Annotated in this window: 18 protein-coding genes; 15 read left to right on the plus strand and 3 right to left on the minus strand. The window is 70.1% G+C overall.

What is annotated here, in order from left to right:
* Positions 1–62 precede the first annotated feature (62 nt).
* The 10 genes from A5655_RS03880 to A5655_RS03925 all read left to right on the plus strand — a co-directional run bounded on the left by A5655_RS03880 (position 63) and on the right by A5655_RS03925 (position 11,678).
* A complete protein-coding gene (locus A5655_RS03880; protein WP_067005785.1) occupies positions 63–1,808 on the plus strand; it encodes an ABC transporter ATP-binding protein in 1,746 nt (581 codons plus the stop codon).
* Positions 1,805–3,682, plus strand: coding sequence for an ABC transporter ATP-binding protein (locus tag A5655_RS03885; protein ID WP_067005749.1), 1,878 nt, complete (start codon positions 1,805–1,807; stop codon positions 3,680–3,682). The genes A5655_RS03880 and A5655_RS03885 overlap by 4 nt, the downstream gene beginning before the upstream one ends.
* Before the next feature lie 53 nt (positions 3,683–3,735).
* Positions 3,736–4,062: a DUF732 domain-containing protein gene (locus A5655_RS03890; protein WP_067005751.1), complete on the plus strand. Its 327-nt coding sequence runs from the start codon at positions 3,736–3,738 to the stop codon at positions 4,060–4,062.
* Positions 4,063–4,121: 59 nt separating this feature from the next.
* Positions 4,122–4,814, plus strand: a complete 693-nt coding sequence (locus A5655_RS03895) for a hypothetical protein (protein WP_067005753.1) — start codon at positions 4,122–4,124, stop codon at positions 4,812–4,814.
* A 41-nt stretch (positions 4,815–4,855) separates the two neighbouring features.
* The gene (locus A5655_RS03900; RefSeq protein ID WP_067005755.1) at positions 4,856–5,989 is read left to right on the plus strand and encodes a BTAD domain-containing putative transcriptional regulator; all 1,134 of its coding nucleotides are present in this window, start codon (positions 4,856–4,858) and stop codon (positions 5,987–5,989) included.
* A gap of 91 nt (positions 5,990–6,080) precedes the next feature.
* Complete coding sequence (locus A5655_RS03905) at positions 6,081–6,413, plus strand: DUF732 domain-containing protein (RefSeq protein ID WP_067005757.1); 333 nt, start codon at positions 6,081–6,083, stop codon at positions 6,411–6,413.
* A gap of 185 nt (positions 6,414–6,598) precedes the next feature.
* Positions 6,599–7,279: a C39 family peptidase gene (locus tag A5655_RS03910; RefSeq protein ID WP_067005759.1), complete on the plus strand. Its 681-nt coding sequence runs from the start codon at positions 6,599–6,601 to the stop codon at positions 7,277–7,279.
* A 71-nt stretch (positions 7,280–7,350) separates the two neighbouring features.
* Positions 7,351–9,069, plus strand: coding sequence for a serine/threonine-protein kinase (locus tag A5655_RS03915; protein ID WP_067005787.1), 1,719 nt, complete (start codon positions 7,351–7,353; stop codon positions 9,067–9,069).
* Positions 9,069–9,701, plus strand: a complete 633-nt coding sequence (locus A5655_RS03920; RefSeq protein WP_067005761.1) for a bifunctional 2-polyprenyl-6-hydroxyphenol methylase/3-demethylubiquinol 3-O-methyltransferase UbiG — start codon at positions 9,069–9,071, stop codon at positions 9,699–9,701. The genes A5655_RS03915 and A5655_RS03920 overlap by 1 nt, the downstream gene beginning before the upstream one ends.
* 93 nt (positions 9,702–9,794) lie before the next feature.
* Entirely contained in the window at positions 9,795–11,678 is a 1,884-nt protein-coding gene (locus A5655_RS03925; RefSeq protein WP_067005763.1) for a serine/threonine-protein kinase PknH/PknJ, read from the plus strand.
* A 17-nt stretch (positions 11,679–11,695) separates the two neighbouring features.
* Here the strand turns inward: A5655_RS03925 and A5655_RS03930 are convergent, their stop codons facing one another.
* The 3 genes from A5655_RS03930 to A5655_RS03940 all read right to left on the minus strand — a co-directional run bounded on the left by A5655_RS03930 (position 11,696) and on the right by A5655_RS03940 (position 15,014).
* Positions 11,696–12,253 carry a hypothetical protein gene (locus tag A5655_RS03930; RefSeq protein WP_067005765.1) on the minus strand — a complete coding sequence of 186 codons (558 nt, stop codon included), beginning with the start codon at positions 12,251–12,253 and terminating at the stop codon, positions 11,696–11,698.
* A gap of 252 nt (positions 12,254–12,505) precedes the next feature.
* Positions 12,506–13,612 carry an adenylate/guanylate cyclase domain-containing protein gene (locus A5655_RS03935; RefSeq protein ID WP_067005767.1) on the minus strand — a complete coding sequence of 369 codons (1,107 nt, stop codon included), beginning with the start codon at positions 13,610–13,612 and terminating at the stop codon, positions 12,506–12,508.
* Between the two features lie 10 nt (positions 13,613–13,622).
* Entirely contained in the window at positions 13,623–15,014 is a 1,392-nt protein-coding gene (locus tag A5655_RS03940; RefSeq protein WP_082978456.1) for an amidase, read from the minus strand.
* 47 nt (positions 15,015–15,061) lie between these two features.
* Between A5655_RS03940 and A5655_RS03945 the strand changes: the two genes are divergently transcribed.
* From A5655_RS03945 to A5655_RS03965, 5 genes are all read left to right on the plus strand, one after another.
* Entirely contained in the window at positions 15,062–15,496 is a 435-nt protein-coding gene (locus A5655_RS03945) for an HIT family protein (RefSeq protein WP_067005792.1), read from the plus strand.
* Positions 15,497–15,500: 4 nt separating this feature from the next.
* Positions 15,501–15,950, plus strand: coding sequence for a nitroreductase family deazaflavin-dependent oxidoreductase (locus A5655_RS03950; protein ID WP_067005769.1), 450 nt, complete (start codon positions 15,501–15,503; stop codon positions 15,948–15,950).
* A 106-nt stretch (positions 15,951–16,056) separates the two neighbouring features.
* Positions 16,057–20,025: a bifunctional diguanylate cyclase/phosphodiesterase gene (locus A5655_RS03955; RefSeq protein WP_082978457.1), complete on the plus strand. Its 3,969-nt coding sequence runs from the start codon at positions 16,057–16,059 to the stop codon at positions 20,023–20,025.
* A 53-nt stretch (positions 20,026–20,078) separates the two neighbouring features.
* The gene (locus tag A5655_RS03960; protein ID WP_082978458.1) at positions 20,079–22,718 is read left to right on the plus strand and encodes a LuxR family transcriptional regulator; all 2,640 of its coding nucleotides are present in this window, start codon (positions 20,079–20,081) and stop codon (positions 22,716–22,718) included.
* A 242-nt stretch (positions 22,719–22,960) separates the two neighbouring features.
* Positions 22,961–23,861 (plus strand): PE family protein (locus A5655_RS03965; RefSeq protein WP_156764678.1); only part of this gene is annotated, 901 nt, incomplete at its 3' end.

Consider the following 23,861-nt stretch of genomic DNA (forward strand, 5'->3'; position numbering starts at 1 on the left):
TGAGCAGGCATTTCAGTGCGGTGGTGACCGACGCGGCGCGCGCCGTATGCGACAGTTACCACATGCTCCTGGCACTGCTGCGCCAGTACATCCGGCCGTACCGGCGGCTGGTTGCGGTGCTGCTGGTGCTGCAACTGACCAGCACCCTGGCATCGCTGTACCTGCCCACGGTCAACGCGGCGATCATCGACGAGGGCGTCGCCAAGGGCGACACCGCCACCATCGTCCGGCTCGGCATGGTGATGCTTTCGGTCACCGGGTTGCAGGTGCTGTGCGCGGTCGGGGCCGTCTACGTCGGCTCGCGGGCGGGCATGGGCTTCGGCCGCGACCTGCGCCGGGCGATCTTCGAACACGTCACCACCTTCTCCGAGCACGAGACCGACCGATTCGGCGCGCCAACCCTGTTGACGCGCAGCACCAACGACGTCCGTCAGATCCAATACCTGGTCCAGATCAGCGGCACCGTGCTGATCACCGCCCCGATCATGTGCGTGGGCGGCATCGCCATGGCCATCCATCAGGAGGCGGCGTTGGCCTGGCTGCTGCTGGTCAGCGTTCCGGTGATGGCCGTGACCAACTACTTCGTGATGTCGCGGATGCTGCCGCTGCTGCGCCGGATGCAGGGCCTGATCGACGGCATCAACCGCGTGGTGCGCGACCAGCTGTCCGGCGTCCGGGTGGTCCGGGCGTTCGCCCGCGAAGGCTACGAGCGCGACCGGTTCGCCCGCGCCAACGCCACGCTGTCGAACACCGCGCTGACCAACGGCAACCTGCAGGCCCTCCTGCTGCCGCTGACCACGCTGACCATCAACGTGTCCAGCGTCGCGCTGATTTGGTTCGGCGGCCTGCGGATCGATCGGGGCCAGATGCAGGTCGGTTCGCTGACCGCCTTCCTGGTGTACTTCACTCAGATCCTGATGGCGGTGCTGATGGCCACGATGACGCTGGTGGTGCTGCCGCGCGCGGCGGTGTGCGCCGAACGGATCACCGAGGTGCTCGACACCCGCGCCGCGGTCGGCGACCCGCCCGATCCCCGGTTCCCGCCGGCCGGGATCACGGGCGTGGTGCGGCTGGAGGGCGCCACCTTCACCTATCCGGGCGCCGATCGCCCGGTGCTGCAAGGCATTTCGTTCACCGCGCTGCCCGGCACCACCACCGCCATCGTCGGCAGCACCGGCTCGGGCAAGTCGACGCTGGTGTCCCTGATCTCCCGGCTCTACGACGTGACCTCGGGGGCCGTCCTGGTCGACGACGTCGACGTCCGCGACTACCGCACCGAGCGGCTCTGGTCGGCGATCGGGCTGGTCCCCCAGCGCGGCTACCTGTTCTCCGGCACGGTCGCCGAGAACCTGCGCTACGGCAAGGCGGCCGCGACCGACGAGGAGATGTGGGAGGCGCTGCGCGTGGCCGACGCCGACGGGTTCGTCCGCGCCCACGACGACGGCCTGGACATGCGAGTCGCCCAGGGCGGCATCAACTTTTCCGGCGGCCAGCGGCAGCGGCTGGCGATCGCGCGGGCCGTCATCCGCCGGCCGGCGATCTACCTGTTCGACGACTCCTTCGCCGCGCTCGACGTGCACACCGACGCGCGGGTGCGCGCGTCGCTGGCACGGGTGTCGGGTGGCGCCACGATAATCGTTGTCACCCAACGTGTTTCCACCGCGGCCCAGGCCGACCAGGTGATCGTCGTCGACGACGGGAAACTGGTGGGCGCGGGCACGCACGAATCGCTGCTGGCCGACTGCGCGACCTACGCGGAGTTCGCCGACTCGCAGTCGGTGGGGGCCGGGGTGGGGGGCGAGCAATGACCGTGGCGCCCGTGGCCCCGGCGGCGGGGCGCTCCCGCGACTTCTGGGGCTCGGCGACCCGGCTGGTGAAACGGCTTGCGCCGCAACGGCGATTGAGCCTCGCGGTGATCGCGCTGGGCGTCACCGGCACGGCGATCGGGGTCGTCGTCCCGCGGATCCTGGGCCACGCCACCGACCTGCTGTTCAACGGGGTCATCGGGCGAGGGCTCCCCGCCGGGATCAGCAAGGCACAGGCCGTCGCCGCGGCGCGCGCCCGGGGCCAGAACGCCTTCGCCGACCTGCTGTCCGGGATGAACGTGGTGCCAGGCCGCGGCGTCGACTTCGCAGCGGTGGGACGCACGCTGGCGCTGGCGCTCGCCCTGTATGCCGTTGCCGCGCTGCTGATCTGGGCGCAGGCCCGGCTGCTCAACGTCACCGTGCAGCGCACCATGGTCGCGCTGCGGTCCGACGTGGAGGACAAGATCCACCGGCTGCCGCTGTCCTACTTCGACGGACGCCAGCGCGGCGAGCTGCTGAGCCGGGTCACCAACGACGTCGACAACGTCCAGTCGTCGCTGTCGATGACGATCAGCCAGCTGTTGACGGCGGTTCTGACGGTGGTGGCCGTGCTGGCGATGATGGTGTCCATCTCGCCGCTTCTGGCGGGCATCACGTTGCTGGCCGTGCCGGTCTCGCTGCTGGCGACGCGGGCGATCGCGCGGCGCTCGCAGCGCCTGTTCGTGGCCCAATGGAGGAGCACCGGACGCCTCAACGCCCACATCGAGGAGACCTACAGCGGCTTCACGGTGGTCCGGACGTTCGGCCACCAGGTCGCCGCGCGCGAGCAGTTCCGCCGCCTCAACGACGACGTCTACCGGGCCAGCTTCGGCGCCCAGTTCTTCTCCGGGCTGGTGGCGCCGGCGACGGGGTTCATCGGCAACGTCGGCTACGCCGCGGTCGCGGTGGTCGGCGGCCTGCAGGTGGCGAGCGGGCAGATCACGCTGGGCAGCATCCAGGCCTTCATCCAATACCTGCGGCAGTTCAACGCGCCGGTCAGCCAGGTGGCGGGGATGTACAACACCCTGCAATCCGGCGTGGCCAGCGCCGAGCGGGTGTTCGACCTCCTCGACGAGCCCGAGGAGCCGCCGGACCCCGAGCGCGCCTTGCCACGATCCGGCGGCGGCCGCGTCGAGTTCCAGCACGTGAACTTCGCCTACCGGCCGGGCACGCCGGTGATCCACGACCTGTCGCTGGTGGCCGAACCGGGCAGCACGGTGGCGATCGTCGGACCGACCGGGGCGGGCAAGACCACGATGGTCAACCTGCTGATGCGGTTCTACGACGTCGACTCGGGCCGGATACTGATCGACGGGGTCGACATCACCGCGGTGAGCAGGCAGTCGCTGCGATCGCGAATCGGCATGGTGCTGCAGGACACCTGGCTGTTCGACGGGACGATCGCGGAGAACATCGCCTACGGACGCCCGGAGGCCACCGAAGCCGAGGTGATCGAGGCCGCCAAGGCGGCGTACGTGGACCGGTTCGTGCGCACCCTGCCGGCCGGCTACCAGACGCGGGTCAGCGGCGGCGGCGGCAACATCAGCGCCGGTGAGCGCCAGCTCATCACCATCGCCCGCGCGTTCCTCGCCCGGCCGCAGCTGCTGATCCTGGACGAGGCCACCAGCTCGGTGGACACCCACACCGAGGTCCTGGTTCAGCGCGCCATGCGCGAGCTTCGCCGGGGCCGGACGAGTTTCATTATCGCGCACCGCCTTTCGACGATCCGCGACGCCGACCGCATCCTGGTGGTGGAGGCGGGCCGAATTGTGGAGCAGGGCAACCACACCCAGCTGCTGGCCCGCCGCGGGGCCTACTACGCGATGACGCAGGCGTAGCTGCCAAGGATTTTTTGAGGAACCCGCAAGGGGTCGGCCGAACTCTGGGCGCCATGTTCGCATCGCGCATCACCGCGGCCATCGGGGCGGCCGTTGCCGGGCTCGGCGCGGTCGGGCTCGCGATGGCCACCGCGGGTGGCGCGTCGGCCAGCAGCGTCGACGACGCCTTCCTCACCGCGATCAGCGGACACGGCATCGGCTTCGACTCGCCGCAGCAGGCGATCATGGACGGCTACCTGGTGTGCCTCGAGCTGAACGCCGGCAACAGCGGGCCCGAGATCGCCCGACAGTTGTTGAGCCAGACCAACCTCGGCGCCAGGCAGGCGGAGCACTTCGTCGTCGACGCCGCCAAGGCCTACTGCCCGCAGTTCGCCCGATAACCGGGTCTTCCAAGAATTCGCAGAGATAACGAGAAGGCCGGCGCCGGAACCTCTTTCTCATGAACGCAGCCAGGACAATCGCATTCGCACTGTTCACCGGGGCCGCCTCGTTGGGGCTGGCGTTGGGGCTGGCCGCACCGGCCGACGCGGCCTCGGAAGCCGTGTACGGCGACCCCGTCGCCGCCGGCCGGTACTGGCAACAGCAGCAGTACGACGACTGCGTCCTCATGTCCAGCGCCGACGTCATCGGCCAGATCACCGGTGCGGCGCCCTCGGAGGCGGCCATCATCGAGAAGGCCCACTCGACTCCGAGCGTCGTGCACGGGGGCCCGATCTACACCAAGCCGGCCAACCCGGACGACCCGAATTCGGGCGCCGGCGCCAGCCTCGAGGACGTTCCCGCGCTGCTGGCCCGCTACCGGGTCACCGCCGTGGTCATCGACCGGGACGACACCGCGGGGAGCGGAATCCGCCCGGGCATCGCGGGCCTGAAGCAGGCGCTGAGCGGCGGCCACAAGGTGATCGTCAGCGTCAACGCCGAGCTCATCTGGCACGAGCCCGTCGACGCGAAGGACAAGAGCGGCAACCCCCAATCCGACCACGCGGTGGTGGTGACCGGTGTCGACGCCACCCGCGGCATCGTTCACCTCAACGACAGCGGCATCGCCGAGGGGCGCGACGAGCAGGTTCCGATGGAGCTTTTCGTTCGCGCGTGGGACACGAGCGACGAGTTGATGGTCGTTACGCTCTAGACAAACGCAACGCCGCGGAAGACGGGAGGGTGTGACGCGCGATGGTGGACAAACGCCTGGAATTCGGTCTACTCGGCCCGCTGGAGATGAGCGTTGACGGCGCGTTGGTGCCGCTGGGCACCCCCAAACAACGCGCCGTGCTGGCCATGCTGCTGATGAACCGCAACAGCCCGGTCGGCGTCGACCGGCTCATCACCGCCCTGTGGGACGACGCGCCGCCGTCGGGGGCGCGGGCCAGCATCCACTCCTACGTGTCCAACCTGCGCAAGCTGCTCAGCGGCGCCGGGATCGACCCGCGGGTGGTGCTGGCGGCGGCGCCCCCGGGCTACCGCCTCACCATCGCCGACAACGCCTGCGACATCGGGCGATTCATCGCCGAGAAGACGGCGGGCGTGCACGCGGCCGCCGCCGCCCGGTTCGAACAGGCCAGCAAGCATCTGTCGGCGGCACTGGCGGAATGGCGCGGGCCGGTGCTCGAGGACCTGCGCGACTTTCAGTTCGTCGAGACCTACGCCACCTCCCTCGTCGAGGAGAAGATTCTGGTCCACACGGCCAAGGCGGAGGCCGAAATCGCTTGCGGACGCGCGTTTGCCGTCATCACCGAGCTCGAGGCCCTGATCGCCGAGCATCCCTACCGCGAGCCGCTGTGGGCCCAGCTGATCACGGCCTACTACCTCACCGAGCGCCAATCCGACGCGCTGGCCGCCTACCGCCGCGTGAAGCAGACGCTCGCCGACGAGCTGGGCATCGACCCGGGGCCCAATCTGCGTGCGCTCAACGACCGGATCCTGCGCCAGGAGCCGTTGGACGTCAAGAAGATCGCCGTGACCACCGCCGCCGTCACGCAGACGGTGATGGACCAGCACACCAGGGTTTCCGAGCGCAACGCCGTCGCGCATCTGCGCGAAACCACGGGGCGCAGCTATCCGCTGCAGGAGGCGGCGACTCGCATCGGGCGCCAAAGCGACAACGACATCGTCCTGGACACCCCCAAGGTCAGCCGCCACCACGCGGTCATCGTCGACACGGGCACCAGTTGGGTCATCAACGATCTGCGGTCCTCGAACGGCGTGCAGGTGCAGCACGAACGCATCCGCTCGGCGACCCCGCTGCACGACGGGGACCACATCCGCATCGGTGAGCACGAGTTCACGTTCGAGGTCACCCAGGGGTAACGGCGGCATCAAGAATTCGTTGAGAATCCTCCAAGGGTTCGGCCCGAAGCTGAACGCACCCAGGGCCGAACCCACAGCAAAGGATCACGAAATGTTCTCTCGCCGCATCACCGCCGCCGTCACCACGGCCATCGGCGCCGCCGCCGCAGGGCTGGCGATCGCCACCGCCGGGGCCGCCGCGGCCAGCACCGCCGACGATGCCTTCATCACCGAGATGAGGGGCCTCGGCGTCACCTTCACCACGCCGCAGGAGGCCATCAAGGAAGGCCACCAGGTGTGCAAGGAGCTGGCCGCCGGCAAGACCGGCACGGACGTCGCCCGCGAGGTGCTGAGCCAGACCGACCTCACCGCCAAACAGGCCGCCTACTTCGTCGTCGACGCGGCCCAGGTGTACTGCCCGCAGCTGTCCAGCCAGCTGACCTAGGCCGCCCCGCCCGGATGGGGGATCCCGATCACCGGGATCCCCCATTCTTCGTTTGGTGCGAAAGATTTTGCCGGACAGTAAATTTCAAGAATTCGTTGAGATAACGAGAAGGCCGACATTGGAACCTTTTCTCAACCAAACCGCAACACAGCGGAACGAGAAGCGGAACGAGAAAAGGACAACGTATGAAGATCATCAAGACCGCCACCCTCGCGGTTCTTGCCGGCGCCGTCGCGCTGGGAGTGGCCGCACCGGCCGGCGCGGCTTCGGGCGCCACCTACGGCGACCCCGACGCCGCGGCCAAGTGGTGGCGATACCAGAAATACGACGACTGCGTGCTGATGGCGGCCGCCGATGTCGTCGGCCAGATGACCGGCAGGGAGCCCTCGGAGGATGCCGTCATCAAGAAAGCGCAGTCAACCCCCAGCACGACCCACCCCGGATCCATATACATCAAGCCCGCCGATTCCCGAAACCCGAATTCGGGCCAGGGCACCATGTTCGCCGATGTCCCGACGCTACTGGCGCAGTACAAGGTCGGCGCCGTCGTCACCGACCGGAAACACGCCGCGGCGGACGGGGTACCCGGCGGCATCCAGGGAATCGAGCAGGAACTGGGCACCGGCCACAAGGTGATCGTCAGCGTCAACGCCGAAATGATCTGGAACGTCCCCGTCGACACGAAGGACGAGAACGGCAACCCGGTCGGCGACCACGCCGTGGTTGTGACCGGCGTCGACACCGCCTACGGCATCGTCCATCTCAACGACAGCGGTAACTCGAAGGGCCGAGACGAGCAGATCCCCATGGCGCTCTTCCTCAAGGCGTGGAACACCAGCGACGACTTGATTGTCGTCAGCACCTGACGCGCCGCGGACGGCCGGCCATGCCGGAGCGGATTGATATGGTCGGCGGGTCGCGGTTGTTGGGAGGAACGATGAGCGGGGCGCCGGGCTCGCGGGTCGGGTCGATGTTCGGACCCTACGAGCTCAAGCGGGCCCTGGGCCACGGCGGAATGGGCGAGGTCTACGAGGCCGAACACACCGTCAAGGGGTGGACCGTCGCGCTCAAGCTGATGTCGGAATCGGTCAGCAGCGACCCGGTGTTCCGCGAGCGGATGAGGCGCGAAGCCCGCATCACGGGCCGTTTGCAGGAACCCCACGTGGTGCCCATCCACGACTATGGCGAGATCGACGGGCAAATGTATTTGGAGATGCGCCTGATCGAGGGCACCGATCTCGGGACTTTGCTCAAAAAGTTCGGTTCGCTGAGCCCGCCCCGCGCGGTGGCCATCATCACCCAGATCGCCTCCGCGCTGGACGCCGCCCACGCCGCCGAGGTGACGCACCGCGACGTCAAGCCGGCCAACATCCTGGTCACCCGCGACGACTTCGCCTACCTGGTCGACTTCGGCATCGCCAGCGCGAAGACCGACGAGAAGCTCACCCAGCTCGGCACCGCGGTGGGCACCTGGAAATACATGGCGCCCGAACGGTTTTCCGAGGACGAGGTGGACTACCGCGCCGACGTCTACTCCCTGGCGTGCGTGTTGTTCGAGTGCCTGACCGGGTCGCCGCCCTACGCATCCGACAGCGCCGGGGTGCTGGTCAACGCCCACCAGATGAAGCCCATCCCCCAGCCCAGCGCCAAGCGTTCGGGCGTTCCCCGGGCCTTCGACGGGGTGATCGCCCGCGGCATGGCCAAGAAGCCCGAGGCCCGCTACCGCAGCGCCGGTGATCTGGCCCGCGCCGCCCACGACGCGCTCACCAACCCCGATCAGACCCAGGCGGTCAACATCCTGCGCCACGGGGAGGAGTCCACGCTGCCGGGGCTGAAGGGGCCTCACGGCGTCGTTCCGCCCGCGCGGCCCGCGCCGGCCCGGAACCCCGCCCCCGACAGCGGACCCATTCCGCGCGCGGCCCCGCCCCCGCCGAATCTTGCGCCCCGCCAGCCCCAGTGGACCGGTCCGCCACCACAGTTCGCCGGCCCGCCAGCCTTCGGCCATGGGCATCCGCCGGAACCACCGCGCAGGCGCAACCCGTGGGTCATCGTCGCCGGCGCGGCCGCCGCCGTCGTCGTCCTCGTCGCCGCGGCGATCGGCATCTCGATGGCCGCCGGCAACGACGACAGCGAAACGCCCAACGCGGCCACCACCACGACCACGACCACGACCACCACGAGGACGACCACCCGCACCACCGTGGCGCCGACGTCGACCCCGCCCCCCGGCGCCGCGACCAAGCTGCTGGGCCTGCTGCCCGCGGGCTATCCGCCCGGCACCTGCAAGCTGGAGGGCCAACCGATGCCGGGCGCCAGCGTCTCGGTCATGTGCGGGCAAAACACCGAACCCAACGGCCCCAACGTCGGCGAATACGGGCTGTTCACGGATCTCAAGGGGCTGCAGGACGCGTTCAACGGCTACATGGAGGCCGCCACGACCGTCAAGTGCCCCGGGGACAAGGCCTCACCGGGCACCTGGTGGCACAACAAGGACCCGAACACCATCCTCGGTCAGATCGGGTGCGCGAACTACAAAGGCAATGAGCCGCAGGTGATGTGGACCAACCAGCAGACCATGGTGATGGCGGTCGTCGGCGGGGACCAGCAGGGCCCGAACCTCGATCAGCTGTACAAGTGGTGGGCCGCCCATTCCTAGTGAAACTCGCCTGGGACCACAACGCGTATTACCAGCGGGTGCTGCTGGACCAGCTGCCGCGGCCGTGCGGGCGGGTGCTCGACGTCGGTTGTGGCGCGGGGGCATTCGCGGCGCGACTGGCCGGCAGCGCCCAGCACGTCGACGCGGTCGACAAGTCGGCGGCGATGATCGAGGCGGCCCGCCGCCGCGCCCCGGCCAACGTCACCCCCATCCTCGCCGACGTGCTGCAGCTGCCCTTGCCGGCGGATCACTACGACGCGATCGTGTCGATCACGACGCTGCATCACCTGCCGCTCGCCGAGGCCCTGCGGCACCTGGCGCCGGCGCTGCGCCCGGGCGGCGTGCTGGCCGCGGTGGTCCTGCCGCGGGTGGACCTGCCCCGCGAGGCACCCACCGAAGTCGTTGCGGCGGCGGCCAATCGGGCGTTGGGCGCGCTCTTCGCCGCGCTCAGGGCGGCGGGCTCCGGCGGCTGGTACGGCGTGGACCCGGTCAACGAGGCGATGCCGAAGGTCCTCGACGCGCCGCTGACGACCCGGCAGGCCCGCGCGGCCGCGGCCGCCACCCTGCCCGGCGCCCGCGTGCGCCGGCTGCTTTTCTGGCGTTACCTCCTGCTGTGGCGGCGCCAGCGGTAACAATCATTGCTGAGCCGCGGCTCGCGGCAGGCCGCTCGGGGCGGACGGTGTTGATATGGTCGGCGGGTCCGGGGTTGGTTTGGAGGGTCAGGGATGAGCGACGCGCAGGCCTCACGGGTGGGCTCGATGTTCGGCCCCTATCACCTGAAACGGCTGCTGGGCCGCGGTGGCATGGGCGAGGTCTACGAGGCCGAGCACACCGTCAAGGAGTGGACGGTCGCCGTCAAGCTGATGTCCGACACGTTCAGCAAGGACCCGGTGTTTCGCGAACGGATGAAGCGCGAAGCCCGCATCGCCGGCCGTTTGCAGGAGCCGCACGTGGTGCCGATCCACGACTACGGCGAAATCGACGGCCAGATGTACATGGAGATGCGCCTGATCGAAGGCGTCGACCTGGACACCCTGCTCAAGAGGTTTGGCCCGCTGACCCCGCCGCGCGCGGTGGCCATCATCACCCAGATCGCCTCCGCCCTGGACGCCGCCCACGCCGCCGGCGTGATGCACCGCGACGTCAAACCGCCCAACATCCTGGTCACCCGCGACGACTTCGCCTACCTGGTCGACTTCGGCATCGCCAGCGCGACCACCGATGAAAAGCTGACCCAGCTGGGCACCGCGGTGGGCACCTGGAAATACATGGCGCCCGAACGGTTTTCCAACGACGAGGTCACCTACCGCGCCGACATCTACGCGCTGGGCTGCGTGCTGCACGAGGCCCTGACGGGGTCGCCGCCCTATCGCGCCGACAGCGCCAGCACCCTGGTGACCGCCCACCTGCTGGATCCCATCCCGAAGCCCAGCGACGTTCGCTCCGGCATCCCCCGGGCGTTCGACGCGGTGATCGCGCGGGGCATGGCGAAGAAACCCGAAGACCGCTACGCCAGCGCCGGCGATCTGGCGCTGGCCGCCCACGAGGCCCTCAGCGACCCCGATCAGGACCACGCCGACAACATCGTGCGCCGCAGCCAGGAAGCCACCCTGCCCGCGACCGCGCAGGCCAGCACCGCGGACGTCCCCGGCCCCACGCTGGCGGCCCCGCCGGTGACCCCGCCGCAACCGCAGGCCTCCACCCCACCGCCGCCGGCCTACCCCACGCCGCCCAGCTCCGGTCCCATTCCGCAGGCCGGCCAAACCCCGCGGCCCTGGGCGCCCGACAGCGGCCCCATGCCCGCCGCGAGTCAACCCGGCGCGCCGTACTACCAGGGCGGCAGCGGCAGCTGGAGCGGCCCGCCCCCGCAATTCACCGGCCCGGCGTCCGCGGGGTGGAATCAGCCGCCGTCCAAGCCCAAACGCAGCCCGTGGCCCATCGTCGCCGCCGTCGCCGCCGTGGTCGTCCTCGCCGTCGGCGCGGTCGGGGTATGGCTGATCATCAAGCCCAAGCCGGCGCCGCCGCCCCCGGATCCCGTGCCGCCCAGCCGGCTCAGCGCGCTGCTGCTGGACCCGTCGGACATCAACAACATCATGGGCGCCTCCGAGATGACGCCGGGTAAGCCCATCACGTCGATGGACACCTCCACGGTCACACTGTCGCTGCCGAACTGCCTGGGCGCGCTCTACACCAGCCAGGACCCCGTGTACGCGGGCACCGGCTACAGCGGAATCAGCGGGCTGGTGTCCTCAGAACCGGGCGACAACAACGACCACTGGGTGAACCAGGCCGCCGTCGCCTTTCCGTCCGCTGACAAGGCCAAGGCGTTCCTGCAGAGCTCGTCCGACAAGTGGAAGGGCTGCGCCGGCAAGACGGTGACCGTGACGAACAAAAGCAAGCAATACCGCTGGACGTTCGCCCAACTCAACGGCGGCCCGCCGAAGATCACCATGATCGACACGCAGGAAGGCGCCGACGGCTGGGAGTGCCAGCGCGCGATGGGCGTGGCGAACAACGTCATCGTCGACGTCAACGCGTGCGGCTATCACATCACCGATCAGGGCGGGCAGATCATCGACAGGATCCTCGCCAAGGTCGGCAACGAATGACCAAGCGGCCGTAGGGCTTACGACTGGAGGTCGGGCCCCTCGGCGCGCAGGTCGTCGACCGCCGACATGGCGTCGCGCAGCTTGGCCAGCCACTCCTCGGTGTGCTCGCCGACCAGCTTGACCGACCACGCGAGCGCGTCGGCGCGGGACCGCGCCACGCCGGCGTCGACCAGCGTGTCGAGCACCTGGCGCTCGGGTTGCTTCAAGCGCGTCATCACCGGTACGGCGATGTGGGTGAACAGGATTCGCTCGCCGTTCACCTCCACGCCCCAGGAAACCTTGCGGCCGTAGCGATCCTGCGCCTCGTCGGCGATGCGCATTCGCTCGGAACGGGTCTCCTCGCGGAACCGGGATACCCGGCCTTCCGCGCGGGCCTCGCTCTGTTCCGTGCCGTCGGCCAGCTTGCCGATGACGGTGATCTCTTCGCGGTCGACGATGACGGTGGGGTCGCCGTCGAACCAGGTTTCCGGCAGGCGTCCGGCGAACCATTCCGCCGCGCCGCTCGCGTCGGGCTGCTGGGCCTGCTGCCAGCCGCCGGGGCGGCCGTAGCGCCTTTGGGTGTGATGCGTCTTCATGATTACATGATTACACCGTTACACCTGTAATGGAATGCCGTTTCACCGGCAGCGAACGCGGGCCGGCCGGCGGGGCGCTTCCGATCTGGAAAAACCGTTGATATGGGCTGTTCGGAGTTGTATTTTTGGTAGCGAAGCAGGCCCGGAAGCGACCGATTCGAAGCGCTGGGAAACGGGGTAGGAAACCAGCCGCGTACGACCTAAGCGTCAAACGCCCCCTAGAGTCGCCCGGGCCTGCCTATGCGCCGCCGCCTATGCGTTGCCGCGGCGAATCCGGAACAGCTTGACCTCGTTCTTGATGCCCTTGAGGCGGCGCGCACCGGCAAACGAGCCCTGCAGATTCCCGCTGTCGCCGATGGCCTCCCAGACCGAGTCCGCGACCAGCACGGTGCCCGGGCGGGCCACGGCGGTGACCCGGCTTGCCACGTTGACCGGGCTGCCGAACCAATCGCCCGCCCGGCTGACCGCCATTCCGGAGGCCACGCCCGCCCGCAGCCGGGGGAAGTCGTTGTCGGTATCGACCGCCTCCACCAGCTTGAGCACGACGTCGAGCATGGGCAGCGGCTCGGGACAGACGAACATCGCCGCATCGCCGATCGTCTTGACGAAGCGCACCGGCGGCACGGTCACGTCCCGGGCGAGGTGGGCCAGCCGGTTGGCCAGGTGCCCCAGCTCCTCGGCCGACACCACCTCGCCCAACCGGGTGAAGCCGACGAGGTCGGCGAACGCGACGGTGATCTGACGCGCGCCGGGAAGCGGCTGGCCCGCGGCCCGCTCGGCGGCGTTGACGGCCTCGGTCTCCATCATGTGCCGCAGCTGCATGAACAGCATGTGCTGGATCATCGGGCCCAGCATCGGCGCGATCTGGCTGACCAATGCCTTTGAGGCCTGGGCGATTTCCAGCTCGGTGGCCCCCGGGCGCATGATCGTCGACAGGGCGGCATACCGCATGACCTCGGCGGCGCGGGACAGGCCCTCGGCGAGCACACGGACCACGAGCACCAATTGCTCGGGATCGAGCCCCAGCTCGACGAACCGCTGGGTGAAGGCGGCGGCCTCGCCGTCGGCGCGCATGTGCACCGCCGCGTCGGGGTCGTCGACCCGCACCAGGCCGATGGCGCGCTGCACTTGCTGCAGCAGCGCCAGGTCGACGCCGTAGGCCTCGCTGATCTCCCGGGTGGACACGTAGGTCCCGTCGTCGCCGATGAGGTGGCGGGTGGCCAGCAGCAGCGGCGGATTGGTGCTGCGGATCTCGTCGCGGGTGATGCCCTGATCCAGCAGCCACCTCACGAGTTCGGCCCGCTCGGCGCGGGCGTCGCCCTCGAGCCCCTCGAGCAGGTCGTCGATGTCGTCGTTCACGAGGCGACCCCTAGGACACCGGCGGTCGCCGGTGGGCCCACGGCCGGGCGGCCTCGATCTGCGCCGACAGCGACAGCAGCGTCGCCTCGTCGTACGGACGGCCGACGAGCTGCACGGCGATCGGCAGGCCGTCGCCGTCGAGGTCCCACGGCACGGCCGCGGCGGGCTGCCCGGTCAGGTTCCAGATGGGGAAGTACGGGACCTGCTGCGCCACCAGCAGCAGCGTCGAGACGGCGCCGCGGCGCCGGTAGGCGCCGATGCGGGAGGGGCCCGTGGCGTTGCCCGGCGTGACGACGACGTCGACGTCGTCGAAGATCGCCTGAATCCGGCCGGCCACCGCCGGCTCCGCGGCGCGGATCGCATCCATCCGGCGGTCGGAGAAGAGGGCGCCGCCGCGCGCCAGGTTGCGGGTCCGCGCTTCGAGGCGTTCGGGGTGGGCCTGCGCGTCCGCGTCGTCGCTGATGCCGCGCAGGAAGCGGGGCAGGTAGCTGGTCAGGACCGCCGCGGGCGGGTACTCGGGGTCGCGCGTGACGACCTCGTGCCCCAGGTCGCGCAGCAACGCGCCGGCCTCCTGCACGGCCGCCAGCTGCGCCTTGCCGACCCGGACGGGCACCGGCATCGGTCCCTTGGTGCTCAACGCAATTCGCAGCCGGCCGGGGTCGCGCCCGGCGGCGGCGACGAACTCGCCCTCGGGACCGGGCACCGTCGACGTCGCGTCCAGGAACGTCGCGGCGTCCCGCACCGAGCGGGCGATCGGGCCGTTGACGCTCAGCCCGTGCCACGCATTGTCGTGCGGCTCCAGCGAGACCCGATCGCGGTGCGGTTTCAGGCCGAACAACCCACACCACGACGACGGGATGCGGATCGAGCCGCCGCCGTCGGATCCCAGCGCCAGCGGCGCCAGCCCGGCGGCCACCGCGGCCGCGCTGCCGCCGCTGCTACCGCCCGGGGTGCGCCTCAGGTCCCACGGGTTGCGGGTCGCGCCGAACGTCAGCGACTCGGTGAAGGGAAAGATCATCAGCTCGGGCACATTGGTTTTGCCGAGGACGACCGCCCCCGCGGCGCGAAGCCGCCGGACCACCTCCGCGTCGGACGTCACCGCGGGCCGGTGCCCGCCGCTGCCGCACGCCGTCACCTCGCCGGCGACGTCGACGTCGTCCTTGATCGCGATCGGCACGCCGAGCAGCGGCAGCCGCTCCCCCGCGTCGAGGCGGTCCTGCGCCAAGGCGGCCTCGTAGCGCGCGGTGTCGGACAGCACCACGCGGTAGCAACGCAGCTCGCTGTCCAGCCGGGCGATCCGGTCCAGGTAGATTTCGAGCAGCTCCGGCGCGGTCAGTTCACCGTCGGCCAGCATCCGGGCCTGTTCGGCCGCGCCGGCGAAGGCGACCTCGCGAGCGTCCACTGCGGCAGCGTATCCCCCGGGTGGCGGCGATCAGTACCGTGGGCGACATGCCCTGTGTGTTCTGCGCGATCGTCGCCGGCGAGGCCCCGGCCCACCGGATCTACGAGGACGACGGATACCTGGCGATCCTCGACCTCCGCCCGTTCACCCGCGGTCACACGCTGGTGATCCCGAAGCGTCACACCGTCGACCTCACCGACACCCCACCGCAGACGCTGGCCGACATGGCGACCATCGGCCAGCGGATCGCGCGCGCCGCCCGCACGACGGAGCTGGCCGACGCGACGAACATCGCGATCAACGACGGCCGCCCCGCGTTCCAGTCGGTAATGCACATCCACCTGCACGTGCTGCCGCGGCGCGAGGGCGACAAGCTCTCCTTCGCCAAGGGCATGCTGCTGCGCCGCGACCCGGACCGCGAGGCCACCGCGCTCATCCTGCGGGAGGCCGTGTCGCGCCTGAACGGGAGTCGGCCAGACTGAACCCATGAGCAATCTGACCCCGCTAGAACAATTCGTGCTCGTGCCGTTCCTGCGCCTGCACGACACGATCTACCGCAAGACCGACGGCCGGGTCGGTCACCAGATCCCGGGGATGCCGCCCAGTCTGCTGCTCCACACGATCGGCGCCAAGACCGGCCAGCAGCGCACCACGACGCTGACCTACGCCAAGGACGGCGACTCGTACGTGATCGTCGCGTCCAAGGGCGGCGACGACCGCAACCCCGGGTGGTACCACAACCTGCAGAAGCGCCCCGACTGCGAGATCAACGTCGGCGCCAAGCGGATACCGGTGACCGCCCGCAAAGTGGGCCCCGACGATGCCGACTACGCGCGGCTGTGGGAACTGGTCAACAAGAACAACGCCAACCGCTACAGCGGCTACCAGACCCGGACGACGCGGCCCATCCCCGTCTTTTTGTTGACTCCGCGCTGAATATTGCCAGCTAGGCCCGGATAGCCGCGCGGCGGTCTATTCTCCTGACACGCGCGGTGAAGCAGTTCGGTCGTTCACCGCAAAGTGCGGGATCGACGGAGCGGCTATGACACGCTGGGCGGGAAATCCGTGGCGGCGGTTCGGGCTGTCCGCGCGCGCGGGTTGGCTGCTCTTCGGGTTTTACGGCACGGCAACGGTGCTGGTCATCACGTCCTCGGTGTACCGGTGGCGCGGCGCGTACGGGACGCGGCCGGTCGACGAGGCTGTGTTCGCGCTATGCCTGCTGGTGACGGCCTCAACCGCCGGCTACGCGGCCACCTTCTCGACCGGGCGCCGCAGATTCGGATGGCTGGCGCTGGTGATCGGCCTGCTGGGCTGGGCCGCGGGTGAGGTCCTGTGGTCCCTGTACGACGTGCGTCCGGAAATCGAGCACGCCACCCACCCCGCCGTGGCCGAGGCCGTGTTCACCTTGTATCCGATCGGCGCCATGATGGCGTTGGCGCTGCTGTCCCATCTGTCGCGCCACAGCCCCCGGCGGCTGGTGCTGGACGGCCTCATCGTGGCGACCTCGCTGTTCGTCATCTCGTGGGTGTTCGTCCTCGACAAGCAGCTGCGCGAGAACAGCGACTCGCGGCTCGCGACGCTCATCGAGGTGTTCGCCGACGTCGTCCTCCTGACGACGGCGATCCTGATGCTGTCCCGGATCCGCTCCAACGACCTGCCGAGCCGCGGCCTGCTGGCGGCCGGGATCGCGACCATCGCGACCGCCGACATCGCGATGGTTTTCCAGACCGGGACGGGCAGCTATCACCTGGGCGACCTGACGGATCTGGGGCGCGTGGCCGGATTCGCACTGCTCTCGCTGGCCGGCCTGGCCAGCGTCCACGAGGTCGGCACGGACCAGGCGCGGACCGACATCATGTCCCCCGCCCTGCTGTGGCTGCCCTACCTGCCGCTGATGCTGGCCGCCGCGGTCGGCATGGGTCAGGCGGTGAGCCTGATGGCGCACGGACCGATGCTGGCCGCGCTGGGGATCCTGGTCGCCGCGGTGCTCGCCCGCCAGTTCATCGTGCTCACGGAAAACCAGGGCCTGCTGGCCGAAGTCGCCCGGGAAGCGTTCCGCGACAGCCTGACCGGCCTGGCCAACCGGGCCCATTTCCTACATCGCCTGGAGCAGGCCGTCGCCCGGCAACGTCTCGAGGGCGGGCCGATCGCGGTGCTCTGCCTCGACCTGGACAACTTCAAAGCGGTCAACGACGCCCTGGGGCATCCCGCCGGCGACGAGCTCCTCGTCCGCGTCGCCGGCCGGCTCACCGCCGCGCTCGGCGACACCGGTATCGTGGCGCGCCTCGGGGGCGACGAGTTCGCCGTCCTCATCGAGGCTTCGGTCGAAGAATCGAAGGCGGCCGCGGACCGGGTTCTCGACGCGTTCGGCACGCCGATCGTGATCGACGGTGTCCCCATCGAGGTCCGGCCAAGCATCGGCTACACGGTTGCCGCGGCCGCGTCGAACTGCACGGTCGACCAGTTCCTGCAGCACGCCGACCTGGCCATGTACGCCGCCAAACGCGAAGGCGGGCAATGTATTCGGGGCTTCCTGCCAGACCTGCCGTTCCCGTACACGTTCCCGCAATTGGCCGAGTCGGCCGAGTCGGCATTGCAAGAAGGGCAAGCGGGTGTGGACCGGGTCGCCGCCGCGGCCCCGGTAGGCGCCTTCGGCAGGGAGACGAAGCTGGCGCGGTCGTTGGCGCCGATCGCCGCGGCCGCGACGGCACCGCGGGAGCGACCGCACGACGTCCCCGACGGCATGCGGTGGCCCCCGACGGCGATCCGGATCGCCTTGGCGGCGTTGGGGATTGGCGTGGCCACCTTCGCCGTGACGAGCCTGGTCGATCCCGCGACCGCGCGCAACGCGTTCTTCGCCAAATGCCTGTATCCGACGTTGAACCTGTCCGCCGCGGCGCTGATCGCGTTCCGCGCCTACCGGGTGCGGGCCGACCGTCTCGCATGGGCGTTGATCGCGACCGGCATGGCCGTGTCGGCGGCGGGTGACATCGTCTACGTGATGTGGGTGCCCGCGGGCCAGTCACCGTCGGCGGCCGATCCGGAGTACCTGGCGTTTTATCCGCTGCTGTACGCCGGGCTCCTGCTGGTCATGCGGTCACGGCTGAAGGTGGTGCCGATTCCGATCCGGCTCGACGCCCTGGTGTGCGCGCTGGCCGCGGCCGCGGTGGGCGTGGCGCTGCGCGCAGGCCCCATGCACGCGGCCGCGGTCCGCGCGCCGGCGACCGTCCTGGTGGGACTCGTCTACCCGTGGGGCGACCTGGTGCTGCTGGCCCTGACCGCCGGCATGCTGCCGATCCTGGGTTGGCGCAAGGGATTCCGTTGGGCCCTGCTCGTCGTGGGGTTCATCGCGTTTGCCGTCGCCGACACGGCGTACCTCTTCGAGACCGCCGACGGCAGCTATCGGGTCGGCACCACGCTGGACGCCCTCTGGCCCGCCGCGTCGCTGCTGGTGGCCATCGCCAGCTGGGCGCCGCGGTCGTCGACGCCGCCGACACCGAAACGCGGGCTCGGTTTCTACGCGGTGCCCGTCGCATGCACCGTCGTCGCGCTCGTGGTCGTCGTGGGCCACAACTCAAGGCTGGCAACGACTCTCGCCGCGCTGAGCCTGGTCGCCGTCGCCGCGCGACTCTCGGCGACGTTCCGCGACGTCAGCATGCTGGCCGAAAGCCACAAGCAGGCGATGACCGACGACCTGACCAGCCTGCCCAACCGGCGGTCGCTGGCGACCGCCCTGACGGGGCTGTCCGACCTGGCGCCCGCCGGACCCCTGTCGGTCCCCGGGGCCCCGTCGCGCCGGGCGCTGCTGCTGCTGCGCCTGTATGAGTTCGACGAGATCAACGACTCCGTCGGCCAGCACTTCGGCGACGAGTTGTTGAGCCAAGTCGCGCACCGGCTCGCACACTGCGTGCGCCACGAGGATCTGCTCGCGCGGGTGGGCGAGGACGAATTCGCGATCCTGCTGGGCGAGGGGTCCGACCTCATCGCCGCCCGCGCCCAGGCCGGCCGGCTGCTCGAGGCCCTGAGCGAGCCGTTCGCGCTCGATCCGATCACCGTGCAGGTCGATGCCCGCATCGCCATCGCGCTGTGCCCCGACCATTGCGATCATCCGCAGGAGCTGCTCACCCGCGCCGAGATCGCGCTTCCCCACGCGAAATCCGCCGTCAGCAAGATCGCGGTGTACGACTCGGCGTACGAGATGTACCGCGACAACGACCCCAACCTCGTCGAGGAACTGCGCGTCGCGCTGTTGGACGACGACCAGCTGACGGTGCACTACCAGCCCAAGATCAACGCGAGCGACGGCAGCGTCCACAGCGTCGAGGCGCTGCTGCGCTGGCGGCATCCCAGCCGCGGCCTGTTGCTCCCGGAGGAGTTCCTGAACGCCGCCGAACGCGCCGGGCTGATGCGCCAGGTGGCCAACCGCGCCATCAACGTCGCGCTGGCGCAGATCCGTTCCTGGCGCGACCGGGGCATGCAGCTGACCGTCGCGGTGAACCTGTCCACCACCAACCTGCTCGACCTCGACCTGGTGAGCACGATCGAGCGGCTGCTGCAGACCCACGGCCTGCCCCCCGACTCGCTGATCGTCGAGATCACCGAAAGCGCCCTGGTCGACTCGGCGCGCTCGCGCAACACCGTCGCCGCGCTGCAGCGCCTCGGCGTCCGGATCTCGCTCGACGACTACGGAACCGGGTGGTCGTCGCTGGCGCGGCTGCAGGACGTTTCGGTCGACGAGCTGAAACTCGACCGGATCTTCGTGGCGCGCCTGGCCCAGGACCCGCGGTCGGTGGCGATCGTGCGGTCCACGGTTGCGTTGGCCCGCAGCCTGGGCGCCGACCTGGTGGCCGAGGGGGTCGAAGACGACGTCACCCTGCGCGCGGTGCGGCGATACGGCTGCACCATCACCCAGGGCTTCGTGCACAGTCCGCCGTTGCCGGCCGACGACCTGCTGCACTGGATCTGCCAGCACGCCCCCTCCACCACGTCTCAGGCGGGCGTGACGGACTGACCGGTCGGCCGATTATCGAGACGCAGACCGGTTCGCCTGGCTAACATTTTTCCGTGCTCGACCATTGGCCCATGATCGGGCGCGATCACCACGTCGGCGAGATCACGCGCGCACTCGCCGACGACGCGGTCCGCGGGGTGGCGCTGGCGGGCAAAGCCGGGGTCGGCAAGTCACGGTTGGCCCGCGAGGCCGTGGCGGCCGCCGCCGCGGACGGCTGGACCGTGCGGACCGTCGCCGCCACCGCCACGAGCCGCCCGATCCCGCTCGGCGCGTTCTGGCAATGGGCCGATCACGTGGAAAGCGCTCCTTTCGCGTTGGCGCGCACGGCCATTCGGGGGTTGACCGACGCCACGCAACCGGGCCGTCTGGTGGTGTTCGTCGACGACGCCCATCTGCTGGACGACCTGTCCGCGCTGGTCCTGCAGCAGCTGGCGCAGTCGCGGGCCGCGGCCGTGATCCTCACGATCCGTACCGGCGAGGCGGCACCGGCCGCGGTGACCGCGCTGTGGAAGGACGGCCTACTGCGCCGGCGTGAGCTGGAACCGTTGACCCGCAGAGAAATTGACCACCTGCTGGCGGCGACCCTCGGGGCGGCCCCGGATCGGCAGTGCGCGGACAAACTGTGGCGCCTCACCCGGGGAAACGTGTTGTTCCTGCGCCAGCTCATCGAACAGGAGCACGGAGCCGGACGGATGGTGGTCAGGCGTGGCGCCGCGCGCTGGATCGGGGACACCGCGATCTCGGGATCCGTTGCCGAGCTGGTGGATTCGCAGATCGGCGCGATCCCCGGCGACGTGCGTGACGTGGTCGACCTGGTGGCCATTTCCGAACCGATCGACTGGCACTGCCTGCGGCTGATCGCCGAGCCGGGCGCCATCGAGTCTGCCGAACAGCGCGAACTGATCCGAACGTCCGGCGGCGAGGTGTACATCGGTCACCCGCTGTACGCCGAGGTCCGCCTGAATCGTTGCGGCGCCTCGCGTTTGCGCCGCCTGCGCGGGCAAATCGCCGCCGCGATGAAGGACGGCGGGGGCGCCGCCAGAGCCGTCAAGCGGGGCCTGCTGTGGTTGGAGTCCGACCTTCCGCCCGAACCGGACGTGCTGTTGTCGGCGGCCACCGCAGCGAACGCGCTGATGGACTACGAGACGGCGGAGCGGCTGTTCACCGCCGCGGCCGCCACCGGTGTGGGCGCACAGGCACGCATACCGCTCGCCTACTCGCTGTTGATGCGGGAAAAAAGCGAGCTTGCGTTGGAAGTCCTCGACGGCGTCGAGCCCGACGAGGCGACGCAATCGGGCTTCATCAACGAAATTGTGATGCGGGCGTCGAATCTGTTGTGGGGCATGCGATCACCGAAGCGCTCCTGGCGGCTCATCGACGATGCCCTCGAGACCGCGAGCGGAGCGGGACGCCAACAGCTGCTGGTGTTCCGCGCCTATCAGCTCGCGCTGGCGGCGCGGCCGGGTGAGGTCGTGGCAACCATGGCGGAGGTCGACGAAGGCGACCTCGACTGGTATGGGGCGACGGTGGGTTACGGCGCCGAGAGCATGGCCTACGGCGAGCTCGGTCGACCCGATCAGGCGGTCGCCAAGATCATCGAGGCCTACTACGCGCTCACGCTGAGCGAACAGGGCAAATTCCTTCGCCAGCCGGCGACCGAGTACCACACGTTCGCCCTGATCGCCGCGGGACGCATCCCCGAGGCCCTGGAGGTCGCCGAACGCAACTGCCGCGCCCAACGCGAAGAGCCGGCAGCCATCCGAGCGTTGGCGAGGGAGATCCTCGGCATGGTCACGCTGGCCGCCGGCGACCTCGACGCCGCGCTGCGGGACCTGCCGAAGGCAATCGACGAGAAGGCTGCGGACAATTTCAACGTGGTGAACAGCTTCCACCGGTTCCACCTGCTGCGGGCGCAGGCGCTGGCCCGGTCCGGCGACGCGGACGCCGCCGGTCGGGCGCTGAACTCCGCCCGCGCGCACCGGCATCCGGCCTACGTCTACGTCATCTCCACCGAGTTGCTGACCGAGGCCTGGCTGGCCTCGGCGCGGTCGCGGCCCACCGAGGCGCGCCGGCTGGCCCGCCGGGCGGCCGAGTTCGCGCGCGAACACGATCAACACGCCCGCGAGGTGTGGTGCCTGCAGACCGCGGTGCAATTCGACGACACCGAAGCCGCCGAGCGGCTCGCTCAGTTGGCCGAGCATGTGGAAGGTCCGCGCGCCGCGGTCGCGGCGCGCTACGCCGCGGCGGTGCGCGCCGACGATGCCGGTGAACTCGATTGGGCCTCGGCCGAATTCGAGCTGATGGGCGACATGCTGGCCGCCGCCGACGCCGCCGGCCAGGCCGCGACCGCACACCGGAGGGCGGGGCGGGGCGGGAGCGCGATGACCGCGGCGGCGCGCGCACACCGGTTGGCCACCGTCTGCGGCGGCGCGACCAGTCCCGCGATCGAGGCGGCGTCCTTCGCGCCGCCGTTTTCCAACCGCGAGCGCGAGATCGCGGTGCTGGTGGCGCAGGGGCTGACCAATCGCGAGATCGCCGAGGCGGTATCGCTGTCGGTACGGACCGTCGAAAGCCACATTTACCGCGCGAGCGGCAAGGCCGGGGTCAGCGGACGTTCCGCGCTGGGCGAGATGATGCGCAGGCGCGGGCCGCTGAGCTCGCGTTTCGGCGGCGACGGGTCGCAATTGCAGTAGTTGCAGTACTCGCCCCCCGAGGGGCGCGAAATTTGCAGTAGTCCCATCCCGGATCGAACGGGCGCTCGGCGGCCTGACAATCGGCTTTCAAAGTGGCGGCGGCACCCGACGCTGCCGCGCGAACGAAAGTATTCGGAAACCGAAATGACGACGAAGTACGTGGCGGCGCGCGCACGGTCTGCCCCGAGACTCTCGCCGTCGTTCACTCGGTTTCTTCCGCCCTAAGGCCGCTGGGAGCCCGCATGTCGTCTTTTCTGATCGCCACACCTGAGACTATGGCCACAGCGTCGCAGGATTTGACCGGGATCGCAGCGACGCTGAAGACGGCTAATGCGGCAGCGGCGGTTTCCACCACGCAGGTGGTGGCGGCGGCTAGTGATGAGGTGTCGGCGGCGATCGCGGCGTTGTTCGGCGACTGCGCACGGGACTTTCAGGCGCTGAGCGCGCAGGCCGCAGCGTTTCATGAGCAGTTTGTGACGGCCATGTCATCGGGTGCGGGGATGTATGCCGCCGCCGAGACCGCCAACGCGCAGGCCGCCCAGAGCATGGCGGCGGGCGAGGGGCCGATTCAGCAGCTCACGGGGCGCCCGTTGTTCGGCAACGGCACCGATGGGGCGGCGGGGACGGGGCAGGCCGGTGGCCCCGGGGGCTGGCTTTTCGGCAATGGCGGCAATGGCGGGTCGGGGGGCGCCGGCCAGGCGGGTGGCGCTGGCGGTAACGCTTTCCTGTTCGGTAGCGGCGGGGCCGGCGGGGCCGGCGGGAACGCGGCGGCGACCGGTGCGACCGGCGGTTCCGGCGGGCACGGTGGTGCCGGTGGGTTGTTGGCCGGCTTCGGCGGGGCCGGCGGGCTCGGCGGGAATGGCGCGGCCGGCACGCCCACCACGGCCGGCGGTCTGGGTGGCGCCGGTGGTGCCGGCGGCGCCGACCGGGCGGCGCTGTTCTACACCGGCGGGACTGGCGGGGCCGGCGGCGTCGGCGGGCTCGGCGCTGCGAATACCACGGTCGCCGCGGCCGGCGCGACCGGCGGTACTGGCTTTGCGGGCGGGCTTGGTGGGGCCGGCGGGGCTGGTGGCGCGGAGTATGCCGCTTCCCCGGAGAGGCAGACCTGGCTGCATGCATTTCTCGACGGAGGGGCTGAGCAGC

The organism is Mycobacterium sp. 1081908.1, assembly GCF_001673535.1.
Taxonomy (GTDB): Bacteria; Actinomycetota; Actinomycetes; order Mycobacteriales; family Mycobacteriaceae; genus Mycobacterium.

Excerpts from the sequence above, each read along its gene's own strand:
- A5655_RS03880 (WP_067005785.1), top strand. The coding sequence starts at position 63 with ATGCTCCTGGCACTGCTGCGCCAGTACATCCGGCCGTACCGGCGGCTG.
- A5655_RS03885 (WP_067005749.1), top strand. The coding sequence starts at position 1,805 with ATGACCGTGGCGCCCGTGGCCCCGGCGGCGGGGCGCTCCCGCGACTTC.
- A5655_RS03890 (WP_067005751.1), top strand. The coding sequence starts at position 3,736 with ATGTTCGCATCGCGCATCACCGCGGCCATCGGGGCGGCCGTTGCCGGG.
- A5655_RS03895 (WP_067005753.1), top strand. The coding sequence starts at position 4,122 with ATGAACGCAGCCAGGACAATCGCATTCGCACTGTTCACCGGGGCCGCC.
- A5655_RS03900 (WP_067005755.1), top strand. The coding sequence starts at position 4,856 with ATGGTGGACAAACGCCTGGAATTCGGTCTACTCGGCCCGCTGGAGATG.
- A5655_RS03905 (WP_067005757.1), top strand. The coding sequence starts at position 6,081 with ATGTTCTCTCGCCGCATCACCGCCGCCGTCACCACGGCCATCGGCGCC.
- A5655_RS03910 (WP_067005759.1), top strand. The coding sequence starts at position 6,599 with ATGAAGATCATCAAGACCGCCACCCTCGCGGTTCTTGCCGGCGCCGTC.
- A5655_RS03915 (WP_067005787.1), top strand. The coding sequence starts at position 7,351 with ATGAGCGGGGCGCCGGGCTCGCGGGTCGGGTCGATGTTCGGACCCTAC.
- A5655_RS03925 (WP_067005763.1), top strand. The coding sequence starts at position 9,795 with ATGAGCGACGCGCAGGCCTCACGGGTGGGCTCGATGTTCGGCCCCTAT.
- A5655_RS03930 (WP_067005765.1), bottom strand. The coding sequence starts at position 12,253 with ATGAAGACGCATCACACCCAAAGGCGCTACGGCCGCCCCGGCGGCTGG.
- A5655_RS03945 (WP_067005792.1), top strand. The coding sequence starts at position 15,062 with ATGCCCTGTGTGTTCTGCGCGATCGTCGCCGGCGAGGCCCCGGCCCAC.
- A5655_RS03950 (WP_067005769.1), top strand. The coding sequence starts at position 15,501 with ATGAGCAATCTGACCCCGCTAGAACAATTCGTGCTCGTGCCGTTCCTG.
- A5655_RS03955 (WP_082978457.1), top strand. The coding sequence starts at position 16,057 with ATGACACGCTGGGCGGGAAATCCGTGGCGGCGGTTCGGGCTGTCCGCG.